The organism is Pseudogracilibacillus sp. SO10305 (assembly GCF_037072005.1).
Taxonomy (GTDB): Bacteria; Bacillota; Bacilli; order Bacillales; family Amphibacillaceae; genus Pseudogracilibacillus; species Pseudogracilibacillus intestinigallinarum.
This window is the reverse complement of record NZ_JAXHDE010000007.1, coordinates 72,243-84,348: the sequence shown is the minus strand read 5'-3', so window position 1 is coordinate 84,348 and position 12,106 is coordinate 72,243. Positions and strand designations below refer to the sequence as shown.

Genomic DNA, 12,106 nt, shown 5'->3' with positions numbered 1-12,106 from the left:
AAGGAGGGCTTAATGGAATGATTGAGATCGAGAAACCAAATATAGAACTGGTGGAAATTAGTGATGATGCTACATTCGGTAAATTCGTAGTAGAACCACTTGAAAGAGGATATGGTACTACGTTAGGTAACTCTTTACGCCGTATCCTTTTATCCTCACTTCCAGGTGCCGCAGTTACATCTGTTCAAATCGATGGTGCCCTACATGAGTTTTCAACGATTGATGGTGTGGTCGAAGATGTAACGACGATTATTTTAAACTTAAAGAAATTAGCACTCAAAATTTACTCAGAAGAAGTAAAAGTTCTTGAACTTGATGTTCAAGGGGAGGGTGTTATCACAGCCGCTGATCTAACATATGACAGTGATGTAGAAGTTTTAAATCCTGAACTTCCTATTGCAACATTAAATGGTACTGGTAAATTGTATATGAAACTTACAGCAGAACGTGGTCGTGGTTATCGTCCTGCTGAAGAAAACAAAACTGAAAATCAGCCGATTGGAGTTATTCCAATCGATTCAATTTTCACTCCTGTATCTCGTGTTTCTTATCAAGTAGAAAACACGCGTGTAGGGCAAATTACCGACTATGATAAGTTAACGTTTGATGTTTGGACGAATGGTAGCATCCGTCCAGAAGAAGCTGTTTCTTTAGGGGCTAAAGTCTTCACAGAACATCTAAACATTTTTGTTGGATTAACGGATGATGCACAAAAAGCTGAAATAATGGTCGAAAAAGAAGAGGATCAAAAAGAAAAAGTTCTTGAAATGACTATTGAAGAACTAGACTTATCTGTTCGTTCATACAACTGTTTAAAACGTGCGGGAATTAATACAGTTCAAGAATTAACGACAAAGTCAGAAGAAGATATGATGAAAGTGCGTAATTTAGGTCGTAAATCACTAGATGAAGTGAAAAACAAGCTAGCTGAATTAGATTTAAGCTTACGCAATGACGAATAATTACGAAATCGTCATGTAGTGAAAAGGAGGGATACTCATGGCAAGAAAGTTAGGTCGTAGTACGGAAACTCGTATGGCTTTATTACGAAATTTAACAACAGACGTAATCGTTCACGAACGAGTAGAAACAACTGAAGCGAAAGCAAAAGAGTTAAGATCTACTGTAGATAAAATGATTACATTAGGTAAGCGTGGAGATTTACACGCTCGTCGTCAAGCAGCTCAATTCTTATACAAAAAGAAAGTACTTGATGGTGAATTAATCGATGCAAACAAAGAGCTTGTGAAAGAAGAAAGAGATGCAGTTGAAACTGTATTAGATAAGCTTTTTGGGGAGCTTGCAGAACGCTATGAGGATAGACAAGGTGGATATACTCGTGTTCTTAAAGTAGGTCCTCGTCGTGGTGACGGTGCAAACATCGCTATCATCGAGTTAGTATAAATAATAGGAAGGGCAGGGAAGTTCTCTTTTATAGAGAATGAACCAGGCCCTTTTTTGTTTATCCACGTCCTCTTCTTCAGTTAAAAAATGATCAACCCCCGTTACTCCTCAAACAAATACGTTAATCTTCACCCATTCATCATGTGTTATACTATTCATACACATTTTCACTATGAATCATGTATAATGAAAGAAGAAAAAAGCCCATGGAGGCATCGAAAAATGAATCAAGTAGTACAATTTAAAAACGTATCATTTAAATATGAGCAAGACGGACCGTGGGTGTTGAAGGATGTATCTTTTACGATTTACGATAATGAATCTGTCGCTATAATCGGGCATAACGGTTCTGGAAAATCGACTATTGCTAAACTAATGAATGGTCTTTTATTTCCTCAAGAAGGTGAAATATTCGTAAATGGCATTGCTTTAACAGAAGAGTCCATTTGGGATATTCGTAAAGAAGTAGGGATGGTCTTTCAAAATCCTGACAATCAATTTGTCGGTGCTACTGTACAAGATGATGTTGCTTTTGGAATGGAAAATCGTGGTTTCGAACGTGAACTTATGGTTGAACGTATCGCTTCATCGTTGGAAGCAGTTAATATGACAGATTATCGTTTGACCGAGCCACACCGACTATCAGGGGGTCAAAAGCAACGTGTTGCCATCGCAGGTGTTATTGCAGTCTCACCACAAGTTCTAATTTTGGATGAAGCGACCGTTATGTTAGACCCACTAGGACGCATGGAAATAATGGAGACGATAAAACATCTCCAGGAAAAAGACCAATTATCACTCATTACGATTACACACGATTTACACGAGGTCATCCAAACAGATCGTGTAATTGTATTAAATAAAGGGGAAATTTGGGAAGAAGGTACCCCACGTCATGTATTGAATCATGGAAAGGCACTACAACATATTGGCTTAGATATCCCATTCATTTCGCAGCTATATGAGAAATTGAAGGAGAAGGGTATCTATTTAGAAAAGGCCCCATTAACTATGAAGGAAATGATGGAGGAACTATGGACATATCATTCGAACATGTAACATACGTGTATCAAGAAAATACGCCGTTTGCACATAAAGCATTAAATGATGTTTCGTTTCGTATAAAAGAAAAATCATTTACAGCAATTATCGGGCATACAGGTTCTGGAAAATCAACATTGATTCAACATTTAAACGGACTAATACGCCCGACAAAAGGTAAAGTATCAATTGGCCCTTATACTTTGTCAAAAGATGAAAAAGAAAAGGAAATGAAGAAATTACGTAGTGAAGTCGGTGTTGTATTCCAATATCCAGAGCATCAATTATTTGAAGAAACAGTAGAAAAGGATATTGCGTTTGGCCCGATGAACTTTGGGGTGTCAGAAACAGATGTAAAAGAACGTATTAAACAAGTGACACCATTAGTTGGCTTAGATGATGCACTATTAACACGCTCCCCATTTGAATTAAGTGGAGGGCAAATGCGTCGTGTAGCAATTGCAGGGGTGCTTGCAACAAGACCGAAAGTATATGTTCTAGATGAACCAACTGCTGGGCTTGATCCAAAAGGACAAAAAGAAATGATGGATATGTTCTACGATATTCATCAAGCAGAAAACGCTACTACTATTCTCGTTACACACAGTATGGAAGATGCGTTAAAATATGCCGACTATATTATTATATTAAATCAAGGTGAACTATATATGGAGGGGAAACCAGAAGAAATTTTTGTACAGAAAGAAGCAATTGAAAAAGTACATCTGCAAGTCCCCGAATCTATTCAATTCATCCAAAAATTTAACGAACAATTTGGGACAAGCTTTCCACTTACTAACGATTCGATAGATACAATGGCGGAAAAGATTGTATCTGTCTTAAAATAAGGAGATTTATGCTCAATGGGTAATTCGATGATTATCGGACAATATGTACCAGGAAATTCATTTATTCATAAATTAGATCCACGTACAAAAATGATCATTATTTTCTTTTACGTCATTTTTGTTTTTTTCGCAAACAATACATATAGTTACACACTGTTAACGTTATTTGTTTTATTTGTCATTTTAACGACACGGATTCCTTTTCGTTTTATTATAAAAGGTTTATTACCAATTTGGTTTTTAATCGTTTTCACCTTCTTATTACATGTGTTTTTAACGAAGACAGGACCTGTTTTATATGAGTTTATGGCAATAAAAATTCACTTAGGTGGAGTGATTCAAGGACTTGTCATTTCATTACGATTTTTATTACTCGTTTTAATGACGTCGCTATTAACTTTAACGACGACTCCGATAGAAATAACAGACGCAATCGAGAGTTTGTTACATCCATTAAATAAAGTGAAGTTTCCTGTACATGAGCTTGCATTAATGATGTCTATTTCTTTACGGTTTATTCCGACATTAATGCAGGAAACAGATAAGATCTCTAAAGCGCAAGCTTCACGGGGGGTAGACTTTCGTACAGGGCCATTTAAAGAACGTTTAAAGGCAATCATTCCGTTGTTAGTTCCATTGTTCGTCAGTGCGTTTAAACGAGCTGAGGAGCTTGCAATGGCAATGGAGGCTAGAGGATATCAAGGTGGAGAAGGTCGAACGAAATTACGAGAATTAGCGTATGAAAAGCGTGATTATATAAGTTTTGTTTTATTTACATTCGTCATTGTAGCACTCTTTTTTGTGCGACAGTAAAGGAAGGTACATGGCATGCAGAAAATAAAATGTACATTTAGTTATGATGGAACGAATTTTTCGGGGTCTCAAATACAACCGAATAAACGAACTGTCCAAGCTGAAATGGAAAAAGCCTTATCGAAAATACATAAAGGCAATCCAGTTCGGCTTTATCCTTCTGGAAGGACCGATAGTGGTGTTCATGCAAGAGGACAAGTAGCACATTTTGATACGAGGTTGCAAATGCCGCCAGAAAATTGGCAAAAGGCATTAAATGCGCTTTTGCCAAATGATCTATTTGTCGTTCATGTAGAGGAAGTGGAGGCCAATTTTCATGCACAATTTGATGCGATGGAAAAAGAGTATCGTTATATCGTTTTAAACAAAAAAGAGCGAGACGTTTTTAAACGAAATTATATGTACTACTATCCATATCCATTACAAATAGAGAAAATACAACAAGCTTGTAAGCTGTTTGAGGGCACACATGATTTTACATCTTTTTGTTCTGCAAGATCCACGGTAAAAGGAAGTAAAGTGAGAACGTTAAATGAAGTTCGTTGTGAAGAAAATGATGACGAAATTACATTTATTTTGCGCGGGAACGGTTTTTTATATAATATGGTGCGTATTATCGTCGGAGTGTTGTTAGAAGTTGGTAGTGGAAAGACGACTGAAAGAGATATTGAACAAATGTTTGCTGCAAAAGATCGTACATTTGCAGGGAAAACAGCTCCTCCCGAAGGACTCTATTTATGGCATGTAAAATATGAAAATAATTAGCATAAACCATTGACAAATGTGGGGTTTTTAGTGTATGATGGTCATTGGTAAATTATTTCTAATCCATAATTAGCCCCGGAAACTAATTGTGTGAATATAGATGAATAATGAATGAGGAAACAATTTGGAGGGAAAACAATGCGAACTACTTTTATGGCAAATGATAACACTGTAGAACGTAAGTGGTATGTAGTTGACGCAGAAGGCGAAACTTTAGGACGTTTAGCTTCTGAAATTGCTTCAATCTTACGCGGAAAGCATAAGCCAACATATACACCACATGTTGATACTGGTGATAACGTAATTATCGTAAATGCAGAGAAGATTCAATTAACTGGAAACAAATTAAACGACAAAATGTATTACCGTCACTCTGGTCACCCAGGTGGATTAACAGAGCGTAATGCATATGACATGGTAACAAAAGATCCAGAAAAAATGATTGAAATTGCAATCAGAGGTATGTTACCAAAAGGATCTTTAGGACGTAAAATGTTCAAGAAGTTACACGTTTACCGTGGAGCAGAACATAACCATGCAGCACAAAAACCAGAAGAATACGTATTAAAGGGATAATAAAGGGAGGTTAAACCATTGGCTCAAGTACAATACTATGGAACAGGTCGCCGCAAAACGTCTACAGCACGTGTACGTTTAGTACCGGGATCTGGTAAAGTGATCGTAAACAAACATAATGCGGAAGATTATTTCCCATATGAAACTCAACTTTTAATTGTGAAGCAACCTTTAGTTGCTACAGAAACAGAAGGATCGTATGACGTTTTAGTTAACGTTCAAGGCGGTGGATTTACTGGTCAAGCTGGAGCAATCCGTCACGGAGTAGCTCGTGCTTTATTAGAGGTAGATCCTGATTACCGTAAGACATTAAAGTCTGAAGGTTTCTTAACTCGTGACTCTCGTATGAAAGAACGTGAAAAATACGGTCTTCGTGGAGCACGTCGTAAACCACAATTCTCAAAACGTTAATACGATCCTATCAGATCAACGTTTGTAGGCGATTTGATGCAAATGTGGTGCAAATATCAAAATTTGTATATGAATTATCAGAGGTACTAGCAGAAATGCTAGTACCTTTTCTGTGCGTTAAATTTTCCTCAGTAGATAATAAAAGAGGTTTTATGAAAGCACGGAAATATGATACAGTGGACTTAAGTATAGTTTCAAAGGAATTTTATTGTTCAGTAAACGCGCCATATTGTTGTATAAGTGATGAAATACTGAATTTAAAACTTAGTTTATATGTGGTAAAATGTTTTAATCAAGTTTAGGAGGAATTAATTATGAAGTGTAATGAATGTAACAGGGTTCAATTAAAAGAGGGAAGCGTATCATTAACCCTATAAACTACGTCTGCCCTCATTATTGGAGGGTGAAATGTGAATACATCCTATTCACAATCGAATTTACGACACAACCAAATTTTAATTTGGCTTTGCATTTTATCTTTTTTTAGCGTATTAAATGAAATGGTTTTGAACGTCTCATTACCTGATATTGCAAATGATTTTAATAAACCACCTGCGAGTACAAACTGGGTGAACACAGCCTTTATGTTAACCTTTTCCATTGGAACAGCTGTATATGGAAAGCTATCTGATCAATTAGGCATCAAAAGGTTACTCCTATTTGGAATTATAATAAATTGTTTCGGGTCGGTAATTGGGTTTGTTGGCCATTCTTTCTTTTCCTTACTTATTATGGCTCGTTTTATTCAAGGGGCTGGTGCAGCTGCATTTCCAGCACTCGTAATGGTTGTAGTTGCGCGCTATATTCCAAAGGAAAATAGGGGTAAAGCATTTGGTCTTATTGGATCGATAGTAGCCATGGGAGAAGGAGTCGGTCCAGCGATTGGTGGAATGATAGCCCATTATATTCATTGGTCCTATCTTCTACTCATTCCTATGATAACAATTATCACTGTTCCGTTTCTTATGAAATTATTAAAGAAAGAAGTAAGGATAAAAGGTCATTTTGATATCAAAGGAATTATACTAATGTCTGTAGGCATTGTATTTTTTATGTTGTTTACAACATCATATAGCATTTCTTTTCTTATCGTTAGCGTGCTGTCATTCCTGATATTTGTAAAACATATCAGGAAAGTAACAGATCCTTTTGTTGATCCCGGATTAGGGAAAAATATACCTTTTATGATTGGAGTTCTTTGTGGGGGAATTATATTTGGAACAGTAGCAGGGTTTGTCTCTATGGTTCCTTATATGATGAAAGATGTTCACCAGCTAAGTACTGCCGAAATCGGAAGTGTAATTATTTTCCCTGGAACAATGAGTGTCATTATTTTCGGCTACATTGGTGGGATACTTGTTGATAGAAGAGGTCCTTTATACGTGTTAAACATCGGAGTTACATTTCTTTCTGTTAGCTTTTTAACTGCTTCCTTTCTTTTAGAAACAACATCATGGTTCATGACAATTATAATCGTATTTGTTTTAGGTGGGCTTTCGTTCACCAAAACAGTTATATCAACAATTGTTTCAAGTAGCTTGAAACAGCAGGAAGCTGGTGCTGGAATGAGTTTGCTTAACTTTACCAGCTTTTTATCAGAGGGAACAGGTATTGCAATTGTAGGTGGTTTATTATCCATACCCTTACTTGATCAAAGGTTGTTACCTATGGAAGTTGATCAGTCAACTTATCTGTATAGTAATTTGTTATTACTTTTTTCAGGAATCATTGTCATTAGTTGGCTGGTTACCTTGAATGTATATAAACATTCTCAAAGGGATTTCTAAATCGTTAAGGGATCAACTTTGGGAGAGAGTTCAAAATTGATCCTTTTTTTATAACAGGAATTCAAATCTTTTTGTTCCATTAAAGGGCGCGATTGTGGCATAGTGTTATTCAAAGATAAGGCACGTTTGTTTAATAAATAGTTAAGTATCTAATTAACAACTATATTTCTAATGATGCAGAAAGATGGGAATTAAAAGAATATGAGTCCAAGTATATCCTTATCAATCCATTTTCAGTAAATGAAGATATTGATAGAACGGGATTCAGATGGATGGCTTATCCATAAATTAGAAGTTGATAAAACTCAAAACGTTAATCTTACATTATCGTATATCAAACCCTTTTCCATTTATGTGGGAGAGGGTTTTTTCTATGTAAAAAATATAAAACGTTATATAATTTAAAAATCAAACAAAAGTGAGTAGGTATGAAAAATGTATTCTAATGAGCAGTTACAAGCTTTTATTAAGGGAGAAATCATTGGTAAATCTTATCCTTATGACACGCACAATGTGGAAGAAATTGAAACATATATTAAACAGTTATATTACCGGATCAAGCGTATTCCGAATATAATTTGTGAAGCAGAATTTGATCATTATGGAAGTGGCTATGCGTCTTTTGTCAAGTTTTTCTGCTATCGTAAAGAAGATGTCCTAGTCGTAAAGGATAAAGAAGAGCACGGTGTTTTAGAATATGAGAAAACAGGTGTTTTACTTAATGTGAGTCGTTTAGCGCCAGTATTTATTTATGGTGAAGATGAACGATCTGAGACAGTTCGTGTTGAAACAAATGAAGTCATTGGTGGTGGCTATAGTCCCTTACCAGGACAGATAAATATCTTTAATAGGCATAAGAAATTTGACGAAATGATGTACCAACTGTACCAAGTGTTAACAGAATTCGGTTATGAATCATTAGATAAAGAATATGCCAATCAACCCCTTCCATTTGAAGCTGACCTTCCGACATTTTACCGTGAACCCTATGAATATAGAGTGTTAGATACGCTTTTTTATTGGGAAGATTAAATAGTTTTACAACACTAATAAATAATGATTATTTGGAGGTAAAAAATAGGTATGAATTTTAATGATTTATGGGAAAATAAAATGGATGCACTCGATTCATTTGATTATGAAACAATAGCTATTGTTGAAGAAAAGTTACAATTAAAATTGCCGGCAGACTATGTTAATTTAATGAAAATACAAAATGGCGGGTATCTTAGAAAAGATACTTTTAAAATGAAAGATGAAGAAATAACTGTTGAAGAACTTTATGGAATTAGCGCTAATGAAGAAAAAGGTATTTTAACAACAATTGAGATGCGTGAAGAATGGGAGCTTCCCGAGGATATTATTTTATTAAGTGGTGATGGGCACACATGGGTATTTTTGGATTATAGAAAGAACCATGTATGCCCATCTGTATCTTATATAGATTTAGAATTGGAAATAGATCATGTGTTAGCTACAAATTTCACAGATTTTATTGATGGGTTATATGAAGATGATTCGCTTGAAGTAATTGAGTTTGAATCAGAAGAAGTATATACCGAAGAAGAGTTTGAAAGGATTGTTGAAGAAGCTGATAGTCCATTTGCTTTAACAGACGGTGTCTTATACTTTACTGAAGTTGATTGTGTTATGGCATGGCTTGTTACACAGGTGAATCGGATCATGGATATTGATAATGAAGAGAGTGAATTTGTATTACCAGAGGTACTATACTATTTGCTTAATCGTATTTCAGAGATCGACTTGAATGATGAAGTGAGGGAGGCATTAGACTTATTAGGACATAAAGTAAAAGAGCATAAAATAATAGAAGTTCGGAAGTATTACAAAAGGATTAAAGAAATTATTGAATGGTGATAGACACCTGAAGAACTTGATCAGGTAATCAAATGATAGAAAAGGATGTAAAGCAAAAAGGTCTGAGTCCATTGAAGTCCTCACCTATCTATTTCGTATGAATGAAAATATAGATGGAGCGGGATTCAGGTAGATAGGCTATCTATAAAGCAAAGCCTGATAAAACTCAAAACGTTAATCTTACATTATCGTATATCAAACCCTTTTCTACTTATGTGGGAAGGGGTTTTTGTGTTTATGTATATTCAAAGCTAAAATACATATGATATAATGGATATATAGAATTAAAAAAAAGAGGTGTTTAATATGCAGGTAACATCACGTTCAAAACGTAAAAGTGAAATAGAATTTGCTGTTGGTATGGCCGCAATTGATGGTGGAAAACCAAGCGTATTTACACAAGTATTATTAAAAAAGTATGAAGAAGGCCTCATTACTTCAAAAGAATTAAAAGAAGCTATTATAAAAAAGTATGCGAAAGAAGAAGCGTAATCAATGGATCCTTATGTATATGAAGGAACAGATGTATTAATAAACAAGATGAACATTCGAAATGCAGAAAAATTAATTGATGTAGAAGCACAGTTTTTTATTGCAAATGTATTAGATGTACAATCCATTGTGCAACAATTAAACTTTCAATATCATAAGAGTTTGCTAATAATTCACCGGCATCTATTTGAAGAAATATACACTTGGGCTGGAGAATATCGCACTGTAAATATTTATAAATCTGAGCAAGTTCTTAATGGATTATCAATCAACTATTCGGAGAAAAAACAAATAATTGATGATTTACAAAAAGTATTTAATTGGGCAAATCAGATTCAATGGAATAATGATAATCCTAATTTAGAAGAGGATTTTGCAAGATTGATGATTGATCTTTGGCGTATACATCCATTTAGGGAAGGTAATACACGTACAGTATCGATATTTATGAAGTTGTTTGCAGAAATAAATCATATCTATTTTAAACATGAAATTCTTGCTAATCATCCAGGTTACTTAAGAAAAGCACTTGTTTTGGCTGCTGTAGATGAATCCCCTGAACCTGTCTATTTATTTAGAATGTTAGGTGATGCTTTGAATGAGTCCAGTAGCTATAGGGTGTCTGATGAAGAAAGGGCTAATAAGTACAAGGTTATTAAACAATACGACGTATCAAAATATAACGAAAAGCCATTTGAGACAGAATAAATGGATGCACAAAGATGGAAATCAAAAGAATATGAGTCCAAGTATATCCTTATCAATCCATTTTCTATAAATGAAAATATTGATAGAGCGGGATTCAACTGGACTGACTATACATAAAGTCCAACTTGCTAAAACTCAAAACGTTAATACGGCCTTGTTATATCAATGTTTGTGGACGATTTGATGCAAATGTGGTGTAAATATTAAAATTTGTATATGAATTATCAGAGGTGCTAGTAGAGATGCTAGTGCCTTTTTCGTGTTCTAAATTTCCCATTGATTATAATAAAAGAGGCTTAATTAAAAGCACGGAAATATGATACACTGAGATTAAGTAAAGTTACAAAGGAAATTTATTGTTCAGCAAACGGGCCAGTTTGTTGAAGATTAGATGCTATAATTGTTATTAAAAGGATTGAAGGATGCTTAGGAAGACGAGTTATTAATAGCTGAATAAGAACGGTGCTCTCCAAATATTCTTATTTAGAAAAGCAAATCTAAAATTATCTGAAAAGGGAATGAGAATAGTGAATGGACCAATAATAATGACTAGAGAAGAAAGAATGAAGATTGTTCATGAAATTAAGGAACGAATATTGGATAAATATGGGGATGATGTTAAGGCTATTGGTGTTTATGGCTCTCTTGGTCGTCAGACTGATGGGCCCTATTCGGATATTGAGATGATGTGTGTCATGTCAACAGAGGAAGCAGAGTTCAGCCATGAATGGACAACCGGTGAGTGGAAGGTGGAAGTGAATTTTGATAGCGAAGAGATTCTACTAGATTATGCATCTCAGGTGGAATCAGATTGGCCGCTTACACATGGTCAATTTTTCTCTATTTTGCCGATTTATGATTCAGGTGGATACTTAGAGAAAGTGTATCAAACTGCTAAATCGGTAGAAGCCCAAACGTTCCACGATGCGATTTGTGCCCTTATCGTAGAAGAGCTGTTTGAATATGCAGGCAAATGGCGTAATATTCGTGTGCAAGGACCGACAACATTTCTACCATCCTTGACTGTACAGGTAGCAATGGCAGGTGCCATGTTGATTGGTCTGCATCATCGCATCTGTTATACGACGAGCGCTTCGGTCTTAACTGAAGCAGTTAAGCAATCAGATCTTCCTTCAGGTTATGACCATCTGTGCCAGTTCGTAATGTCTGGTCAACTTTCCGACTCTGAGAAACTTCTGGAATCGCTAGAGAATTTCTGGAATGGGATTCAGGAGTGGACAGAACGACACGGATATATAGTGGATGTGTCAAAACGCATACCATTTTGAACGATGACCTCTAATAATTGTTAATCATGTTGGTTACGTATTTATTAACTTCTCCTAGTATTAGTAATTATCATGGCTGTCATGGCGCATTAAC

The 12,106-nt window shown here is 35.4% G+C and carries 15 protein-coding genes; all 15 read left to right on the top strand.

Annotation, left to right across the window (positions count from 1 at the left end; all coding sequences use genetic code 11):
• Positions 1 to 17: 17 nt before the first annotated feature.
• Positions 18 to 962, top strand: coding sequence for a DNA-directed RNA polymerase subunit alpha (locus SPD45_RS07535; protein WP_336267126.1), 945 nt, complete (start codon positions 18 to 20; stop codon positions 960 to 962).
• A gap of 37 nt (positions 963 to 999) precedes the next feature.
• Positions 1,000 to 1,404: a 50S ribosomal protein L17 gene (gene rplQ, locus SPD45_RS07530; RefSeq protein ID WP_336267125.1), complete on the top strand. Its 405-nt coding sequence runs from the start codon at positions 1,000 to 1,002 to the stop codon at positions 1,402 to 1,404.
• Between the two features lie 222 nt (positions 1,405 to 1,626).
• Positions 1,627 to 2,463, top strand: coding sequence for an energy-coupling factor ABC transporter ATP-binding protein (locus SPD45_RS07525; RefSeq protein WP_336267124.1), 837 nt, complete (start codon positions 1,627 to 1,629; stop codon positions 2,461 to 2,463).
• On the top strand, positions 2,439 to 3,293 hold the full coding sequence (locus SPD45_RS07520; protein WP_336267123.1) for an energy-coupling factor ABC transporter ATP-binding protein: 855 nt from the start codon (positions 2,439 to 2,441) through the stop codon (positions 3,291 to 3,293). The genes SPD45_RS07525 and SPD45_RS07520 overlap by 25 nt, the downstream gene beginning before the upstream one ends.
• Before the next feature lie 15 nt (positions 3,294 to 3,308).
• Positions 3,309 to 4,106, top strand: coding sequence for an energy-coupling factor transporter transmembrane component T family protein (locus SPD45_RS07515; RefSeq protein WP_336267122.1), 798 nt, complete (start codon positions 3,309 to 3,311; stop codon positions 4,104 to 4,106).
• 15 nt (positions 4,107 to 4,121) lie between these two features.
• On the top strand, positions 4,122 to 4,871 hold the full coding sequence (truA, locus tag SPD45_RS07510) for a tRNA pseudouridine(38-40) synthase TruA (RefSeq protein ID WP_336267121.1): 750 nt from the start codon (positions 4,122 to 4,124) through the stop codon (positions 4,869 to 4,871).
• Positions 4,872 to 5,009: 138 nt separating this feature from the next.
• Entirely contained in the window at positions 5,010 to 5,447 is a 438-nt protein-coding gene (gene rplM, locus SPD45_RS07505; RefSeq protein WP_336267120.1) for a 50S ribosomal protein L13, read from the top strand.
• 18 nt (positions 5,448 to 5,465) lie between these two features.
• A complete protein-coding gene (gene rpsI, locus SPD45_RS07500; protein WP_336267119.1) occupies positions 5,466 to 5,858 on the top strand; it encodes a 30S ribosomal protein S9 in 393 nt (130 codons plus the stop codon).
• A gap of 314 nt (positions 5,859 to 6,172) precedes the next feature.
• Positions 6,173 to 6,235 carry a tetracycline resistance efflux system leader peptide gene (locus SPD45_RS14410; RefSeq protein ID WP_012779615.1) on the top strand — a complete coding sequence of 21 codons (63 nt, stop codon included), beginning with the start codon at positions 6,173 to 6,175 and terminating at the stop codon, positions 6,233 to 6,235.
• Positions 6,236 to 6,268: 33 nt separating this feature from the next.
• The gene (gene tet(L) / locus SPD45_RS07495; RefSeq protein ID WP_001574277.1) at positions 6,269 to 7,645 is read left to right on the top strand and encodes a tetracycline efflux MFS transporter Tet(L); all 1,377 of its coding nucleotides are present in this window, start codon (positions 6,269 to 6,271) and stop codon (positions 7,643 to 7,645) included.
• A gap of 435 nt (positions 7,646 to 8,080) precedes the next feature.
• On the top strand, positions 8,081 to 8,677 hold the full coding sequence (locus SPD45_RS07490; protein ID WP_336267118.1) for a hypothetical protein: 597 nt from the start codon (positions 8,081 to 8,083) through the stop codon (positions 8,675 to 8,677).
• A 51-nt stretch (positions 8,678 to 8,728) separates the two neighbouring features.
• A complete protein-coding gene (locus tag SPD45_RS07485; protein ID WP_336267117.1) occupies positions 8,729 to 9,523 on the top strand; it encodes an SMI1/KNR4 family protein in 795 nt (264 codons plus the stop codon).
• 306 nt (positions 9,524 to 9,829) lie between these two features.
• Positions 9,830 to 10,015, top strand: a complete 186-nt coding sequence (locus tag SPD45_RS07480) for an antitoxin VbhA family protein (protein WP_336267116.1) — start codon at positions 9,830 to 9,832, stop codon at positions 10,013 to 10,015.
• 3 nt (positions 10,016 to 10,018) lie between these two features.
• Complete coding sequence (locus SPD45_RS07475; RefSeq protein ID WP_336267115.1) at positions 10,019 to 10,723, top strand: Fic/DOC family protein; 705 nt, start codon at positions 10,019 to 10,021, stop codon at positions 10,721 to 10,723.
• Positions 10,724 to 11,250: 527 nt separating this feature from the next.
• Positions 11,251 to 12,012, top strand: a complete 762-nt coding sequence (gene aadD1, locus SPD45_RS07470) for an aminoglycoside O-nucleotidyltransferase ANT(4')-Ia (protein ID WP_001014230.1) — start codon at positions 11,251 to 11,253, stop codon at positions 12,010 to 12,012.
• Positions 12,013 to 12,106: the final 94 nt, after the last annotated feature.